The sequence below is a fragment of the Pseudoalteromonas sp. NZS127_1 genome (genome assembly GCF_015864295.1).
Classification (GTDB): domain Bacteria; phylum Pseudomonadota; class Gammaproteobacteria; order Enterobacterales; family Alteromonadaceae; genus Pseudoalteromonas; species Pseudoalteromonas arctica.
The window spans coordinates 153,920-171,923 of the sequence record NZ_JADYXO010000009.1; the positions used below are offsets into that span (position 1 = coordinate 153,920).

The window sequence follows — 18,004 nt, forward strand, 5'->3', positions numbered from 1 at the left end:
TGCTATAACACGCGCGATTGCGTGCTCCATTTATGGATTATCGCGCCCATTTGATTGATTAGGAATTACCCCATGTTAAGTTTCCAAGGCGAACATATACTGTCTGTAAATCAGCTAGACAGAGACTGCATTGAACGTATTTTTGCAGTAGCTAAAAAAATGGAGCCTTATGCTAAAAAACAAAAGCAAACAACGGTGCTTAAAGGCGCTATTTTAGCTAATTTGTTTTTTGAACCAAGTACTCGCACGCGAGTTAGCTTTGGTACCGCCTTTAACTTACTAGGCGGTGGTGTACGTGAAACTACAGGTATGCAAAGCTCAGCGCTTGCAAAAGGTGAATCACTTTACGATACCGCGCGCGTTATTTCAGCTTACGCCGATGCTGTTGCTATGCGCCACCCCGATGCAGGCTCAGTAAGTGAATTTGCTGATGGCTGTACTGTGCCAGTTATTAATGGCGGCGACGGCCCAAATGAGCACCCGACTCAAGCATTACTTGATTTATTAACCATTGAGCGTGAATTACACCGTTTTGATCAAAATATTGATGGCATGCATATAGCGCTTGTGGGTGATTTAAAATATGGTCGCACAGTGCATTCTCTATCAAAGCTATTGTGCCATTATAAAAACGTAAAGTTTTCGATGGTCGCGCCTGATGGCCTACAAATGCCAACGAGCATTTTAGATGCCGTAGAAAATGCAGGACACAAAATTGAGCTAGTAAACAAGATGGAAGGTAATTTAGCCGCCGATATTGTCTACCAAACACGTATTCAAGAAGAGCGCTTTCCTTCACAAGAAGAAGCAAATAAATACCGTGGCGGTTTTAGAATTAGCCAATCTATTTACAGCGCTCATTGCAAACCTAACTCTGTGTTAATGCATCCGTTACCACGTGATAGTCGCTTAGAAGCCAACGAGCTTGATAACGACTTAAACAGTAACGACAATTTAGCAATATTCCGCCAAGTACAAAATGGCGTATTAATTCGTATGGCACTGTTTGCTTTAACACTCGGCGTAGAAAATAAAGTCGATAAGTATGAAGTGGACGTACCTTGGTTTAGCCGCAAACGCGACAGCTAAACCCTCTTTAAGTGACAATTTATAGGATTTTTCATGACAATTAGCCAAGACTTATTTGAACGCGCTCAAGCCTCTATTCCAGGTGGCGTAAACTCGCCAGTTCGTGCTTTTAACGGTGTAGGCGGTACGCCGCTATTTATTACAAAAGCAGAAGGCGCGTTTACATTTGATGCCGACGGTAATCGTTACATTGATTATGTTGGCTCTTGGGGGCCTATGATCATGGGCCATAACCACCCTGCAATTAAACAAGCCGTGCACGAAGCAGTAGAAAATGGCCTTAGCTATGGCGCGCCAACTGAAGCCGAAATACTAATGGCTGAAAAAGTAAAAGAGCTGGTTCCATCAATCGAAAAAGTACGCATGGTTAGCTCAGGCACTGAAGCAACTATGAGTGCAATTCGTTTAGCGCGTGGCTTTACCGGCCGCGATAAAATATTAAAATTTGAAGGTTGTTACCACGGCCATGCTGACTCGTTATTAGTTAAGGCTGGCTCTGGTGCACTAACAATGGGCGTACCTAATTCTCCTGGTATTCCTGAGGACTTTGCTAAGCATACACTTACTGTGTCGTTTAATAACCTAGATGAAGTAAAAGCTATTTTTGCAAAATACGCTGACGAAATTGCCTGTATTATTGTAGAGCCAGTAGCCGGTAACATGAACTGCATTCCACCAGTACCTGGCTTTTTAGAAGGTTTGCGTGATGTGTGTGACGAATATAAATCAGTACTTATTTTTGATGAAGTAATGACGGGTTTTCGTGTTGCACTTGGCGGCGCTCAAGCGTATTACAACATTAAACCAGACCTTACGTGTTTAGGTAAAGTCATTGGCGGCGGCATGCCCGTTGGCGCGTTTGGTGGTAAAACCGAAATAATGGATTACATTGCGCCTGTGGGCCCTGTTTACCAAGCGGGTACTCTTTCTGGTAACCCTATTGCGATGGCTGCAGGTTTAAAATCACTTGAGCTATTATGTGAGCCAGGTCTACACGATAAGTTAGAAGCAACGTCTAAAGCAATTTGTGAAGGCTTTGAAGCTGGCGCTAAAAAAGCAGACATTGCATTAACAACTAATTATGCTGGCGGCATGTATGGATTCTTTTTTACTGATGCTGAAAAAGTAACGACATACAAACAAGCTACTGAATGCGACCTAGAGCGCTTCAAACGTTTTTTCCACCTTATGCTTGAAGAAGGTGTGTACCTTGCTCCATCAGCATTTGAAGCTGGTTTTGTATGTGCTGCGCATACTGAGCAAGAAGTAAAAGAAACAATAGCGGCAGCAGAACGCTCGTTTGCTAAACTTTAAGTTAAAATTACTTTTTATATTTTATAAGCGCTTGTTTTTACAGTGTGTAATTAAGACTAAAGATTGAAAAAAGCCCGAAAGGGCTTTTTTTATTTGTAAAGTACTATAAATGAATGATAATTAAGCATAACAAGGTCTATTCACCTTTACCCTAATTACAAAAATACAAGAGAGCCTTATGTCAGGATTACGCCAATTTTCTTTTCCCGCTATCCAGCTAATGGCAAATTTAAAATACAAAACTAAAATCAGCTTAATGTTTGGAATTTTACTCGTTCCTCTCGCACTTAGCTTGTTTTTTTTAGTCTCATTATTAAGTGAAAGTATCGCTGTTTCAAAAATGCAGCAACAAGGTTTAAAAGGCTACAGGTCAATACTCTCAAATCAAATGCAGGGGGAAGCAAATCAAAATATAAAAATAGCTCGCTCACTCGGTTTTGATATAAAAGACGATCAAGCAAATGATGTACTTGAACTTGTTTCTATTCAGTCTAACTTAGCATTAGATAGCCAGTTAGCTAGTGCTTACGTAAACCGCTCTTTAGTCACGCCAATTCCTGCACTTATAATGCAAATAAACTCGACAGCGCAAAGCGCAAATACTGTTTTGGCAAGTAATCGTTTTACGCCAGATACGTTTATAGCACTTTCAAATTTTAGTAAGTCACTTCCTTTATACGAAAAACAACTCGATAAAATACTCAATGTAGCCACCAATGCAGACAAATCAGTAAATAAAGCGCTCATGCCCTCGTTAGATAATTTACACAGTGCTGTTGGCGCATTTAAAAAAGCGATAGATGAAAAACTACTTGAGCCAGACGATATTTTATTAACTCAATCAGAATTTACTAAACTAACAAACAATGTTCACAGCAGTATTAATCAACTTGTTAGTAAGAGTATTCCAACGCTTGAGAGCCTTATTGAAGCAAAACTGCAAACTCAACAGTGGACTCGAAATCTTGTTTTAGCCGCTTCATTGATTAGTTTGTTATTTGCATTTTATTTAATGATTGGTTTTTATTTTGCAGTTGTTGATACCATTAATCGCTTTGCTGATGCAGCGAATAGAGCCGCGAATGGCGACTTAAATGCCACTATCGATTCGAGCACTAATGATGAAATGGGAATTATTGCATCGCGCTACAACGCATTACTTAATGCATTTTCACATTTATTAATTGATGTTAAAGCAAGTACAGAAGAGCTATGCGGCGCAACTAAATCGCTATCACATGCGAGTAGCCAAACAAGCAATGATGTTTCAAAACAGCAAATCCGAGTAAATGCCATTTATAATGCACTCAGCGAAATGGCTCAAAACGCACTTGCAGTTGAAGAGTCAGCCCATCAAGCAACGCTTACCGCGCAAGATGCTGCTGCGCATGTAAAACAAGGTTCAGACAATACAATGGAGCTTGCTAAATATATGCAAGATCTACAAATTGAATTTGCAGAGAGCCAACAAGCGCTCGATAAGCTAGCACAAGATAGCCAAGAAATTAGCAAAGTAAGTAAAGGTATTAGTGAGATAGCCGATCAGACAAACTTGCTTGCACTAAATGCCGCTATTGAAGCTGCACGAGCTGGCGAGCATGGTCGAGGCTTTGCCGTTGTAGCTGATGAAGTAAGAACTCTTGCTCAGCGTACACAAACACAAACACAAGAAATTCATCAAATTATTAGCTCCTTACAACAAGCATCTGACGACACTCAGCAAAAAATGCGTTCAAGTGTTGAAAAAATGGAGCAATCGGTAAAAGCAGCCAATCAAACCAATGAAGTATTGCAAAGCGCAGAGCAAAGTATGGGCGACATTAAACATCAAGGTGAAGTTATTGCAGAGCGTGTTAAACAGCAGTCAAATGCGACAACACAAGCATTAAATGATTCGCAAGAGGTGAGTAATTTAGCAGATCAAACGCTAACATCAGCTCAATCAACGCTGCAAGATGCACAGCAGCTAAGTCGCTTATCTAATGATTTAACCAAATCAATGCAGTTTTTTAAATCTTAAGCGTTAACTACAACTCACAAAAAAGCCGCTAAATAAGCGGCTTCGTTGTTTAAAGTAGTCTTAGATTAACGAATACATTGTGGTCTTGGCTCAAACTCACTCGCTCTAAGTGGTAGCTGAATCACCTTGCCACATCCTGGTGGTGCCTGCTTACCCGTTTGCTCATTTACAAATGCCCAGCGTATTGATGGCGGACGCGTATCGGCTATTGCTTGTGGATTAAGTGGCTTTAAGTAACGAATATACGCTTCTAATGCACCTACGCTGCCCGTTAAACCCGTGCTTTTGTTGTCGTCTCGACCAAGCCAAGCTACCGTCACTGTATTTTGATCAAAGCCTGCAAACCAACTATCACGTAAATCGTTACTAGTGCCAGTTTTGCCTGCAAGTTGGATTGATGGGAAGTGTAAATTTAAGCGTTTAGCAGTGCCGTCTTTCGTTACGCGTTTCATCGCGTATTTAGTCATATACATTGCAGATTTATCAAAACGAGGCTCTGCATTTACTTTATGCTTATAAAGTACTTTACCAACCGAGTCGGTTAATGCCGAAATTGCAGTAAGCTTTTTATATTCGCCATCTGCAGCAATTGTCGTATAAAGCTGAGCAACTTCAAAACTCGACATTTCAACAGCCCCTAAAAGCAACGATGGGTATTCGTTTATCGCCCCTTTAGCGCCTAATCCTTTTAGTGTATTCGCGACTTTATCAACACCTACATCGAGGCCTAAATTAACCGCTGGAATATTAATACTGTTACTAAATGCTTTATAAAGAGGTATTGCACCACGGTATTGATGATCAAAATTTTCTGGTTGCCACACTTTTCCCTGCTCATTTGTAACCTGTACTGGCGAGTCATCAAGCAAAGTAGCTAAATTATAATGTGGTAATTGCAGTGCGGTTAAATACACAGCAGGTTTTACCAGCGAGCCAATATTACGTTTTGTATCTAAAACACGGTTAAATCCTGAATAACGAACATCGCGCCCTGCAACAAGTGCAGATACACCGCCCTTTTCTACATTAACAGAGATCATGGCTGCTTCTAGTTTTTCGGTTCTAGGACGATTTTCCAGGTACGGTAAGCTCTTTTCAATAGACTCTTCCATTGCTGTTTGCTTTTGCAAATCAAAATAAGTAAATACTCTTACACCTGCATCAAGTGTTTGCTGATCTGGCAATAATTCATTTAATTCTCTGTTTACTAACTCTAAATAGCCTGGATATGATTTTTGTAAACTCGCTTTCATTGGCGCAATATCAATTGGGCGATTAAGCGATGCACGGTACTCTTTTGTGCTAAGTAGCTTGTTTTCAACCATAAGGCGAAGCACTAAGTCTCGGCGCTCCATTGTGCGCTCTTTATAGCGACGTGGGTTGTAATAAGATGGACCTTTAACCATTGCTACCAGCAAAGCAATTTGATCGTACTCAAGCTCATCTACCGGCTTTGAAAAGTAAAAGTCAGCAGCAAGCCCCATACCGTGCACACCTTGGTTGTATGACTGCCCTAGGTATACTTCATTTAAGTAAGCTTCCAATATTTGATCTTTTGAATAACGATAATCTAAAATAAGGGCAATAAAGGCCTCATTTATTTTTCGTACTAAAGAACGCTCACGTGTTAGGTAAATATTTTTAGCTAACTGTTGAGTAAGCGTACTGCCACCTTGAACGGTGCGCCCCGCTTTAATATTAGAATAAAGCGCGCGTAAAATAGAAAACACTGATACACCATGATGTTCGTAAAAATCACGGTCTTCAACCACCAATAGCGTATCTTTTAGCATTGCTGGAAACTTATCTAGTGGTACAAATTCTCTATCTTGTTTAGAGTCATTACCAATACGCGCTATTTGCACAGGCTCTAGACGAGCTGAATTTAAACGCCTACCAAACTTATCTTTAATGGTCGCAACTTTTTGCCCTGCAAAGCGAAGTTCAATAATATGTGATTCTTCAAGGCCATCATAAAATTCAAAATCACGACGATAAATCTTGATGCTATCTGCTGTTTTAACAAACTGTCCTGTGCGGCTTAATCTATTAACCGATGAATAATTTAAACGCTCTAGCTCAAACACTACTTCCTGGCTTGATAAAAATTGCCCCGGATAAAACTCCATAGAACGAGCATACACTTGCGCTGGAAGTTGCCATTTATTACCTTCAAATATACGCGTTGTTTTTGAATCTAAATAAATGAAGTACATTGCCATTGCAATAAAAACAGCCAAGCTTAGTTTCCAAAACACTGACCATGTTTTTCTCATAAAAGAGCGTTTAACAGTGGTTTCCACTGTTTTTTTACTGCCCTTTGAGGTGCTTTTCTTTGTCTTGCTTGACGATTTACTTGCACGTTTAACTGCAGGTTTACTGGTAGGTGTTTTTTTATTATCGGCCATTTAAGTGTAATTTATTCCAAGGGTTATTCACGAGTGTGAGCTTAGCATATTGGATATATCCTAACATCCGAAAAGTTAACCCCCCCTGAAACAAAAAAAGCCCTACCGAAGTAGGGCTTTGTGTAAACACACTATTATTTAAATAAACTATTAGCTATTTCGAACAGAAACAAACTCTGGGTAGGCTTCAATACCACAATCGTGTTGATCCATACCGTTTAGTTCTTCTTCTTCGGTTACTCGTATACCCATTGTTTTGTTAAGCACAGTCCAAACAATAAATGATGCTACAAATACAAAGGCAAGAATACATACTAGACCCGTTAACTGATTAACAAAGCTTGCGTCACCATTGGTTAGCGGTACTAACATAATACCTAATGCGCCACACGTACCATGAACAGAGATAGCACCCACTGGATCGTCAATCTTAACTTTATCAAGTGCTATGATACTAAATATAACAAGTGCACCACCAAGTAGACCAAGTAGACATGCCATTAATGGTGATGGAGATAGAGGGTCTGCTGTTATAACAACTAAGCCAGCTAATGCACCATTTAAGACCATTGTTAAATCTGATTTACCCCAAAGTACTTTACATACAAACAGTGCTGCAATAGCACCCATTGCAGCTGCTGCATTGGTGTTAAGTAATATTTGGCCTACTGCAGTTGCGTTTTCTTTATCCGAAAGTAGTAATTGAGAACCACCGTTAAAGCCAAACCAACCCATCCATAAAATAAATGTACCTAGTGTAGCAAGTGGTAAGTTTGAACCTGGAATTGGGTATATTTCACCATTCTTACCATATTTACCTTTACGAGCACCTAGGATTAATACACCAGCTAGTGCAGCTGCTGCACCTGCGCCATGCACAATTGCAGAACCTGCAAAATCAACAAAGCCCATTTCAGATAAGAAACCACCACCCCATGTCCAGTAACCTTCAATAGGGTAAATAAAACCAGTTAGTACTACAGCAAAACCTAGGAAAGCCCACAGTTTCATACGCTCAGCAACAGCACCCGATACAATCGACATAGCGGTTGCAACAAATACTACTTGGAAGAAAAAGTCAGATTCTAAAGAATGGTCAGCATCGGCAGCTTGTGTACCAATTAAAGCGCCTATTGAAGGAATAAAACCACCTTCGGCATTGTCTACATACATAATGTTGTAGCCAACTAATAAAAACATCGTACATGCAATTGAATATAGCGCGACATTTTTAGTTAAAATTTCAGCTGTGTTTTTAGAGCGAACTAAGCCCGCCTCTAACATGGCAAAACCTGCTGCCATCCACATTACTAATATACCTGATATTAAAAAATAGAAGGTATCGAGTGAAAACTTTAGTTCTATTATTGTATTTTCCATGAGACCCCCTTAAATTGCTTCTTCGTCAAGTTCGCCAGTACGGATACGAACAATTTGATCCAAGTCGTACACGAAAATTTTACCGTCACCAATTTTACCTGTTGATGCAATTTTAGTGATTGCTTCAACAACGCGTTGACAATTTTCAGTACGCGTTGCAATTTCAAGTTTGATCTTAGGAATAAAATCTACTTGGTATTCTGCACCACGATATAACTCAGTATGACCTCGTTGACGTCCAAAACCTTTAACATCAACTACTGTCATCCCCTCAATTCCTAAATCAGCGAGTGCTTCACGCACGTCGTCTAATTTAAATGGTTTTATGATTGCACTAATCATTTTCATAGCGGCCCCCTCGGACTCTTTATTGTTATCCTATTGGGTTAAACAATCCAACCTTTGTGCCACTATTTTATATCAATTAAAAACAGCCACTTAGTAAAAAACACAAACTCAAGATCAAAAAAAACGCACCAATTAGGTGCGTTAATTTAACAAGTCAGCTACATTGGTGCGTGCTATATCTCTATATATTTATCACGTACCTAGTTTTGTTTAAGAAGGGTTATACCACGCAGTTTCTGCCTTGGTTTTTAGCTTCGTATAATGCTTTGTCAGCAACACGCATAGCCTGCGTTAGACTAGTGTCTTGAAAGTCAGCCAAGCCTATACTAGTGGTAATTTTAATTGATTTATCGCTAATAGAAAAATCGTAACTAGCCATCTTTTTCCTAAATGCTTCAAAGTATTCACGACCGCGTTCTAGCTCTATTTCAGGTAATATTATGGCAAACTCTTCTCCGCCAACCCGTGCAACCGTAAACTTTGAAAACGTAGATCGTATTAATGAACCAACCTGCTTTAAAGCCTGATCGCCGCCTTCATGGCCTAATGTATCGTTAATGTTTTTGAAAAAATCGATATCAAGCAATGCCAAAGTATTTTTCTGGTTTTTACTTTTAAGGAGCTTTTCTGCATATTGATAAAAGTAGCGTCGGTTATGAAGCCCTGTTAAGTGATCCCTATGTGCGCTTTCTTTAATATCTGAAATTAACGACAGTTGCTCCATTGTTTGAAGTACTCGACAATGAAACTCTTCATTCATAAATGGCTTTGTTAAAAAGTCATTGGCGCCGTATTTAATAAATCGTGCTGATAGGCCATGCTTTCCCGCGCCCGATAAGCCAATAATTGCTAAGTCGTCTCGGCCTCTAAAATTACGTACCGCTTTGACAAGTTCAAAGCCATCCATAGAGGGCATAGCGTAGTCGGTCATAAGTAGCTTTATATCAGGATTAGCTTTTAATATTTCGAGTGCTTGTTGTCCATCGTGGGCATCTGTTACATCAAACAATTGCTTTTCTAGCATTTGCTTCATTAACGAGCGACTTAGTAATGAGTCATCTGCTATTAGTGCTTTACAGCCTTGATTTCTGAGTAATTGCGCAACGAGCTTAACGGCATAATGGTAAGAATCGCGATTATCTTTAATAACATAATCAACTACGCCCAATTCAAGCATTTGTTGGCGCTTGTACTCATCTATTTTTGAGGTTAAAACAACCGTAGGAATTTTTTTAGATAAAGTATATTTTGCAACTTCACCGTGCGGAGCATCTGGCAAAGTTAAATCAACTAACGCAAGCGTATAATCGTGCTTTTCTACGAACGTAGCGCATTCTGCTAAAGACCAAGCAAAATCAATTACTACATCAAGGTATTGTGCAGTTAAGTGGCGAAGCACCTGCTGCACTACTTTACTGTCTTCAACCACTAATACTCTTTGCATAAAGCTTCTCTTTACCTTTAATTAATTTTGTAACAAAACGACAAATACAACGCTATTACTGCAATAGCATTAGTCATAAACATCCGGTGTAGAGTGCACTTATGTGCTTGAAAGCGTAATCCATTAGATTTTTTTGGTGATAGCTTGTATATAAAATCAATACAAGTAGGCCCGCAATATACCTGAATTCTGTGATTAACTAAATAAAGAAACCAAATCCTAAATAACTATAAAAGTGGTTAGCACGCGTCTCTAAGCGCATTAATACCTTACTTAACTAGTATTATCGGCCACTAGTCTCAATACTTTTGTTATTTAACTCATTAATGTCTTTAATGGTGTATCAACAATAATAAGGACACCTAATGAAGCTTAGTCGTATTATCAGTTTACCGATAACCGTTATTGCATTAATAATCAGTACAAGCACGCTTGCCGATAACCAACGTCGTATTGATGTAGACAGCAAAGTTGTTACTCAACATAAAGCTAAAATCAACGGTCAACGCTTTAATTACACCGTTGCCACAGGCACACAACCTGTATGGGATGATAAAGGCGACGCGGTTGCGACATTGCAATACACCTACTACACACGCGACAAAGTTGACGACAGGACAACTCGCCCATTACTTATTTCATTTAATGGCGGGCCAGGCTCGGCTTCTGTATGGATGCACCTTGCTTATACTGGTCCTCGCGTATTAAAAATTGATGACGAAGGCTATCCAATTCAACCTTATGGCGTAAAAGACAACCCATATTCTGTACTTGATATTGCCGATATTGTTTACGTAAACCCTGTAAATACAGGCTACTCTCGCGTACTTGAAAACGAAAAAGGCGAACTTCCTTCTAAAGCAAAACAAAAAGAGCTATTTTTTGGTGTTAATGCCGATATTAAGTACCTTGCTGAGTGGTTAAATACTTTTGTAAATAGGGCTGAGCGCTGGCGATCGCCTAAATTTTTAATTGGTGAAAGCTACGGTACAACACGTGTATCGGGCCTAGCTCATGAGCTTCAAAATAGTCAATGGATGTACATAAACGGTGTTGTTCTCGTATCACCTACTGATATTGGTATTAAGCGCGACGGCCCGATTAAAGCAGCTAACCGCCTACCTTACTTTGCAGCAACTGCTTGGTATCACAAAGCACTTAAAGCCGATTTACAAGCTAAAGATCTAGATGAGTTATTACCTGAAGTTGAAGAGTTTACTGTAAACGAATTAATCCCAGCGCTTGCCAAGGGTGGCTTTATTAATGCTGAAGAAAAACGTCGAATTATTACAAAAATGGCACACTACGCTGGCTTATCAGAAAAGTTTGTTGAACAAAATAACTTGGATATTCCAACTCAATTTTTCTGGAAAGAGCTACTACGTGAGCGTGGTCAAACTGTGGGTCGCTTAGATTCTCGTTATTTAGGAATAGATAAACGAGGCGCGGGTGAATCCCCAGACTACTGGGCTGAACTTACCTCTTGGTTACACTCTTTCACTCCTGCAATTAATCACTACTTACGTGAAGAGCTAAACTATAAAACAGATGTAAAATATAATTTATTTGGTAATGTTCACCCATGGGATAGAACCGGTAATAATACGGGCGAAAATCTACGTTTAGCAATGGCGCAAAACCCTTACTTAAACGTGATGATTCAATCAGGATACTTTGATGGTGCAACCAATTACTTTGACGCTAAATATACGTTATGGCAATTAGACCCAAGCGGTAAAATGAAAGACCGTTTGAGCTTTAAAGGCTACAGAAGTGGGCATATGATGTACCTTCGCCACGCTGACTTAGAAAGCTCTAATAACGATTTACGTGACTTTATACAGGACGCTTTACCTAAGAAAGGGGAAGCGGCTAAATACTAAAATATTTTAAACATAAAATGGCTCTTTATGAGCCATTTTTTATGTGCGTTTTTCATATCGTAAACAATAGCTTTTAAGTTTCGTTACTACATCGTTGAAGCAGGTCTCGAGACTTTGCATTTCATTGTTATCAATAGATTCATTTTCTGCATACGTTTCGATCTGCTGGCATATATCAGCCAGTTTAATAGCCCCTACCGATTTTGACGACGACTTTAAGGCATGGGCCTGAAAAGCCAAATCAACATAATTTTTACTCTTAGCATACGCATTAGCTAATTTAATTTGCTCCCCTGCCGTTTGTAAAAACGCATTAAACACCATGCAGTGCACAGTAGGATCATCACCAAGCATTGCTTTTAATAACGTGATATCTAGTTGATCAAAACTATCTGAAGCTATATTTTCACCATCAGATTTTTCTGATCGCGTGTTGACCACTGTTTGAGAGTGCTCCATCAATAACGACTTTAATTTAACAAGCTCAATGGGCTTGGTTAAAAAGCCGTTCATTCCACAATCATAACAATTATCTATATTGTTTTTGGTAATGTTGGCCGTAATTGCAATTATAATAAGTTTATCAAAATGAGTGTTTTCGCGTATTTTTTTGGCTAACCCTAACCCATCGAGTAAAGGCATTTGAATGTCGGTTAGTAAAATATCGAAGTGTTTATTTTGCAGAGTTTCCCAGGCTTGCTCCCCATTACTTACAAAAGTAGAACACACTCCAAGCATGGTTAATTGCTGCCTTAATACTTGCTGATTTGTAACCTGATCCTCTGCTACTAAAACCTCAAGCGTAGGAAGAGTTACTGTATCTAAACTTTGAAGTGTTATTTGAGGAGATTGCACTTGTGCTGGCAAATCAGTTTGATCAAAGCTGTTAAAGTTTAGTGTAAAACAAGAACCTTTGTGCTGCTCACTTTGCGCGCTTAAAGAACCCTGCATACGCTCTACCAGCTGCTTAGTTATCACTAAACCAATACCGGTTCCATTTACTTTACTGGTTTCAGCTCCTAAGCGGTCAAAAGGTTTAAATAAGCGAGAAATGTCATCAGGAGCAAATCCACATCCGGTATCTATTACATCTATTTCGCATTGTTTATTACTTAACACCCGGCAATTTATATTAATGCTGCCATTTGGTTTGTTGTATTTAATCGCATTTGAAAGCAAGTTAAGCATCACTTGTTTAAAGCGGCGCTGATCAATGTAAATACTCAACCCTTCTAAGGAATCGAAACCTTGGGTATACAGTGTTATTGATTGCCCTTTAATAAGCTCAGTGACGAGCTCTACTGACTCCTCTAATATGCTTTTAATAGGCACATAAGAAAAACTAAACTGCATATTACCCGACTCAATAGCCGTTAAATCAAGTACATCGTCTATAAGTAATAGTAAATGTTCTCCAGCTTGATAAATGCTTTTCGCGTTTTCTTTTTGTACTTTATTAGCACTCTCATCATATCCATACAGCTGGGCTAAGCCTAAAATTGCATTTAATGGGGTTCTCAATTCGTGGCTCATACTGGCCATAAAATCTGACTTTGCTTTACTTGCAGACTCGGCTTGAATTCGTAATACATTTAATTTTTGATGGTTATTAGCAACCTCATCAACCATGTTATTAAATGCACTTATTACACTGCCTACTTCATTTTGTTGTTGTTTATCTATATGGCAATCAAAGTCACCTTTGGCTAAACGTGAAAACCCCTGCTTTAAAGTCCTTAAAGGCGACGTAACCCTGTAATCCACCAGCCAAGCTAAACCTATAAAAACGATAACTAAAATAATAAATTGTATATATATTAAGGTGTAATGAAGTTTTGAAGATTCGTTTATTTCATTCGTAAAATTAACAACCAAGCTAATATTAGCCAGCGGTTTATCTAAAAACACCACCTGCTGAGATAACAACATGTCGCCGTTTTCATTTGCTCCAACCCAGTTTTCAAGCGGGTATAATTGGTTATTTGAATCCACATCAACAATTTTAATACTTTTCCAATTAGGGCGAGTTTGGAGTTGGCTGTCTATTTCTTCATACAGCTCTGCATACTGCCTAGTTAACAACGGAGTCGTTATAGAAGTCGATAACTGCGCTAAAGAACGCTGAGCAGCCTTTGAAAGCCCATCGTTTACCCAACGCGCTTGCTCAGGTAAGGCGTAAAACATAAAAAGACAGGCCATAAGCAAGCCACAAAGCAATACAACAATAAAGCTTTGCGCCCTTAGACTACGAAACCCTCTAATTTTCAACATAAAATGAGCGCAAGCCCCACTGAGTTAACTGCTGATACTCTGCTAAAGTTGCAATACTAGGTTTAATAATTGGGATACCTGCAAGTAAATGTTTATGCTCTGGGCTTTGCCCAATATCTAAAATAGCTTGTTGCACTTTTAACTGTATTGCAGGGTCAACCCTTAGGTGGACTACAATTGGATGGCGACTAATTTCACGCGTTTTATAAAGAATTTTAAGCTTATTTTGCAAGCTTTCTGGTTGTTGTTTAAATGTGCCCATTACACCACCGCCCGCCATTGTTGAATGCAGTGCTACATTTAAATATACCGAAGGGTGGGTTTGAACATATACAGGCTTTATTGTTAGCCCATATAACAATGCTAAGTCGGCTCTCATTAATAATGACGCACCTAATGCATTAGGTGCAGGGAATGCTATTTCGGCGCCCTCTAGTTGGCTTAAATTATCAATATTACTGTCTTTGTTTACGAGCAAAATACCTTGCAGCTTTCGCCCTGCATCTTTTATTAGTGGCAAATATCCCTGCTTTTCATATGCTACAACACTGTGCCATGGATTCATGTATGCAAAGTCGTATTCGCCATTAGCAAAGGCTTTTTCAAATACCGGAATAGACTCAACTGTAATTAGCTTTATTGATACCCCTGTTTGCTTACTTACTTGCTTTAACAAAGGTTGCCAAATAGCATTTAGCTTTTGCGGCTCATATTGCGGCACTACACCAAAAGTATATTCTTGAGCCAATAAGAGTGAGCTGTGCATCAAACATAATATAGCCACTAAATACTTCATCAATTCTCCAAATAATAGCGTGTCATTATTGCTTAAGCGTAGTTAAAGACTACTCAACACACCATAAAATTATTATATATTCGATATTTAGCACTGACCTACTTTGATTACAGGTAGTTTTGGAGTGTATTTTTATGTGTGAGCATATGATGTAAATTAATAAAGATGTCGTAAGTACTTTTTAGGCCGGCTTTATTGATTACAGGTAGTTTTGGAGTATATTTTTATGTGTGAGCATATGATGTAAATTAATAAAGATGTCGTAAGTACTTTTTAGGCCGGCTTTATTGATTAGCCAAGTAGGGATTGATCCATGAGGCAAAGCTGGTTGGTATTTCGCTCATCTGCGCTTTTACTTCAAAAATATTATCACTGTGGCTTTGATAATACACACTTACGCCATTTTTGTTTTTATACAAATGCCATGTTGGCTCAGCGTAAGTGTTAAAAATAACGAGTTAAAAAATAACGGATAAGCACTTTTGTAACTGAATTTCATTACAAAAGTGCATCATTTATTTTTGCCAGTAAGGTTCTATGTCAAATGAAGCAAGGCGACTTTGCTCCATCGCACTCACCAAATATTCAGACTTTTGTTCAAGCCATGACTGGATTTTAGCAAGCTGTTCGTCTTCTTGCCCAGCACATAACTGCTTTAAATACTCAAGCGTACTTAACTCATAAATACCATGAGAAATATCAAGCCAAGGCAATCTAAACTCTAGGCGTTCCTCTTTATCAAATAACGATCCTAAGCAGTTACCGCTCAGTAAACTATTTTCAAGTTGAGTGCGCAGGTTTAAATACGAAGCGACATCGAGTGTTTGTTCTTTAGGGAGTAATTCGTGCAGATTTTTCCAGTCTTTATTAAAAAGCCTACTCGCAATGGACGACACGTTTTGCTCAGCCGCTTGAAGCTCTATTTGCCCCCAATCTTTACGCCACTGTTTATCAATTAACCACGTAGTTAACGACAGTAATAAACGATTATAACGCGCGCTATGAAACAGTGCATTTATATCGTCAATGCTTGGCTGTAACTCTTTTAAATCACCAATGACTTGAGTAAGTGCTGGAGCAGCATTAATTTTTTTATAAAAAGCATGGCGTTTAGACGTGTACGTTTTTAATTGAATCGCGTTTTCTACCCACGCTAATTCGCTTAATAACCATTTAAGCTCTGTACGTAAATGTTCTGTACTTTCTTTGGATACTATATCGTCGTACAGCCAAAAAGTATGGCGTATTAGGCTAATGCCGTCAGTTACGCGTTTAAGCGTTTTTAAACTTGGCTTATCGAAATAGCATTGCTCATGCTTTTGCACAAAGCGAATGCCAAAGTTCATGGCTTCAACTAAAGCACGCTCTTGGGTAGTCGACTTTGGTAATTGAACAAAACCAATAGATTTGCTTGGTATTAAAGGTTTTTCATCTGCAAGGCGATAACCACGCGCGGCCTTAGAGTATAATCCTAAACGGATACAGTTCTGGCTAACCAGTACATCTGCAAACGCAAACAACTCATTACGACTGCCCTCAACAAGCTCAATTTCAAGCTCGCTAATAATTTCAATTTTACCCGAAGCCGCAATTTCACCTTTATCGAGTACAACTTCAATTTTAGCGCCACTTTCGGTTTCAATTAACCAAGTACGACGAATAAAGTTAGTACTAAATATTGGATACAAGTTTTTTGAGATTGCGCTTATTTGCATGCCATGAGGCCAAATATCAGCATCAAACGCCATTAAATTAGGGCGACTTGATTCAATTGGTAAATTGTACTCTGGACGTTGGTGTAAACCACCTACAACTTCACCTGCAAGCTTTATAGTTTGCTCGCATTCGCTGTCAGAACAGCGAGTTCTAAAGCCTATGTCAAGCGCTCTAAGCTCTCGGCTTGGCGTGTCGTAGTATGCATTTTGTAAGCTGCGTGACGGTTTATTCTTCACCGTTTTTGCAAATTGAGTAATTAACGAGGGGATCAGTGGAATAACGGCATCTGATACCAAAAATTTCAGTTCTATCTCAGTATCCATTCGGTTTGCGGATTACCTTTAAAATAAATAAGTGCTCAAAATAAACAAAGCACACTAACAATGCAAATTTTTTAGCCTTATTTTAGTGCCTGTTGACCTTTGTGGATTAAAATTCGTTCTATCTAGAGGCAATTTAATCGCGGGGCGAGGTTTGTAACCTAGTGGGCTAGGTAACTGCTACTGGGTTACAATATCAGTCTTGCTATTGAGCTATTTAATCCATACTATCTAACTACTTATGTGAAATGAAAATCACGTTCATAACGGACGCAGTTAGATCAACAAGGTAGATAAATGCTAAAACATTGTTTATTAGGGCTACTTTTAACAGCCACCACATTTATGAGTTATGCAGAAGAAGCAAAACCTGCAAATTCAACTAATGCAAACACCGCTTATATTATCGATAATTTATATACTTTTATGCGCTCTGGTGCGAGTAAGAATTATCGACTACTCGGCTCTGTAGATGCTGGAACAAAGTTAACCTTGTTATCTGCTGAAGAAAACGGCTTTATAAAAATTAAAGATGATAAAGACCGCGAAGGTTGGATAGAAACTAAGTTTGTTACCAAAACGGCAGGCTTACACCAACAGTACAAAACACTAAGTAGCGAAATGAGTACTATGCAAGAAAACCTGCGCCAAGCTCAAATAGAACTTCCGCAGCTACAAGAGCAAAACCAAACTTTAACTGATCAAAACCTGCAGTTATCGGCCCAAATTACTAAGCTTAAAACAACGCTAGAGCAAGAGCGCACCCAAAAAGAAGCTGCTAGCTCAAAAGAGAAACGTCAGCTACTTACTTACGGTGGTGCTATTGCGTTTTTAGGCCTGTTTTTAGGTATTATATTAACGATAGTGTTGTCACGTCGTAAACGCTATGAAGGTTGGGCATAACCCTCCTTTCTATTGAATACAAAAAAGCCGCTTTATAGCTGTCTCTTGATCACAAGTCTGGCTCAAGAGATTTTGCTAAATCGTAGCCTTCCAGGATGGCTTGTAACTTAAG

General features: G+C 39.0%; 12 protein-coding genes. 5 read left to right on the plus strand and 7 right to left on the minus strand.

What is annotated here, in order from left to right:
- Positions 1-72: 72 nt before the first annotated feature.
- The 3 genes from I6F50_RS10605 to I6F50_RS10615 all read left to right on the plus strand — a co-directional run bounded on the left by I6F50_RS10605 (position 73) and on the right by I6F50_RS10615 (position 4,423).
- Positions 73-1,089, plus strand: a complete 1,017-nt coding sequence (locus I6F50_RS10605) for an aspartate carbamoyltransferase (RefSeq protein ID WP_007584862.1) — start codon at positions 73-75, stop codon at positions 1,087-1,089.
- A 33-nt stretch (positions 1,090-1,122) separates the two neighbouring features.
- Entirely contained in the window at positions 1,123-2,403 is a 1,281-nt protein-coding gene (gene hemL / locus I6F50_RS10610; protein WP_165741544.1) for a glutamate-1-semialdehyde 2,1-aminomutase, read from the plus strand.
- Between the two features lie 178 nt (positions 2,404-2,581).
- Positions 2,582-4,423 carry a methyl-accepting chemotaxis protein gene (locus I6F50_RS10615; RefSeq protein ID WP_024608758.1) on the plus strand — a complete coding sequence of 614 codons (1,842 nt, stop codon included), beginning with the start codon at positions 2,582-2,584 and terminating at the stop codon, positions 4,421-4,423.
- A gap of 65 nt (positions 4,424-4,488) precedes the next feature.
- Here the strand turns inward: I6F50_RS10615 and mrcB are convergent, their stop codons facing one another.
- The 4 genes from mrcB to I6F50_RS10635 form a co-directional block, all read right to left on the minus strand.
- The gene (gene mrcB, locus I6F50_RS10620) at positions 4,489-6,831 is read right to left on the minus strand and encodes a penicillin-binding protein 1B (RefSeq protein ID WP_165728474.1); all 2,343 of its coding nucleotides are present in this window, start codon (positions 6,829-6,831) and stop codon (positions 4,489-4,491) included.
- 150 nt (positions 6,832-6,981) lie between these two features.
- On the minus strand, positions 6,982-8,211 hold the full coding sequence (locus I6F50_RS10625; protein ID WP_010555509.1) for an ammonium transporter: 1,230 nt from the start codon (positions 8,209-8,211) through the stop codon (positions 6,982-6,984).
- A 9-nt stretch (positions 8,212-8,220) separates the two neighbouring features.
- On the minus strand, positions 8,221-8,559 hold the full coding sequence (locus tag I6F50_RS10630) for a P-II family nitrogen regulator (RefSeq protein ID WP_004587162.1): 339 nt from the start codon (positions 8,557-8,559) through the stop codon (positions 8,221-8,223).
- Between the two features lie 220 nt (positions 8,560-8,779).
- On the minus strand, positions 8,780-10,003 hold the full coding sequence (locus I6F50_RS10635; protein WP_165728473.1) for a diguanylate cyclase: 1,224 nt from the start codon (positions 10,001-10,003) through the stop codon (positions 8,780-8,782).
- A 365-nt stretch (positions 10,004-10,368) separates the two neighbouring features.
- On the opposite strand from I6F50_RS10635, the gene I6F50_RS10640 reads away from it, so the two are divergent.
- On the plus strand, positions 10,369-11,886 hold the full coding sequence (locus I6F50_RS10640) for a S10 family peptidase (RefSeq protein WP_165728472.1): 1,518 nt from the start codon (positions 10,369-10,371) through the stop codon (positions 11,884-11,886).
- A 39-nt stretch (positions 11,887-11,925) separates the two neighbouring features.
- On the opposite strand, the gene I6F50_RS10645 is transcribed toward I6F50_RS10640, so the two are convergent.
- The 3 genes from I6F50_RS10645 to I6F50_RS10655 all read right to left on the minus strand — a co-directional run bounded on the left by I6F50_RS10645 (position 11,926) and on the right by I6F50_RS10655 (position 16,992).
- On the minus strand, positions 11,926-14,157 hold the full coding sequence (locus tag I6F50_RS10645) for an ATP-binding protein (protein WP_197176212.1): 2,232 nt from the start codon (positions 14,155-14,157) through the stop codon (positions 11,926-11,928).
- Complete coding sequence (locus I6F50_RS10650) at positions 14,144-14,953, minus strand: phosphate/phosphite/phosphonate ABC transporter substrate-binding protein (protein ID WP_197176213.1); 810 nt, start codon at positions 14,951-14,953, stop codon at positions 14,144-14,146. The genes I6F50_RS10645 and I6F50_RS10650 overlap by 14 nt, the downstream gene beginning before the upstream one ends.
- Before the next feature lie 515 nt (positions 14,954-15,468).
- Positions 15,469-16,992, minus strand: coding sequence for a CYTH and CHAD domain-containing protein (locus I6F50_RS10655; RefSeq protein WP_165728469.1), 1,524 nt, complete (start codon positions 16,990-16,992; stop codon positions 15,469-15,471).
- Between the two features lie 294 nt (positions 16,993-17,286).
- Here I6F50_RS10655 and I6F50_RS10660 point away from each other — a divergent pair, with 294 nt between their 5' ends.
- Positions 17,287-17,892, plus strand: a complete 606-nt coding sequence (locus I6F50_RS10660; RefSeq protein WP_007584830.1) for a TIGR04211 family SH3 domain-containing protein — start codon at positions 17,287-17,289, stop codon at positions 17,890-17,892.
- Positions 17,893-18,004 lie beyond the last annotated feature (112 nt).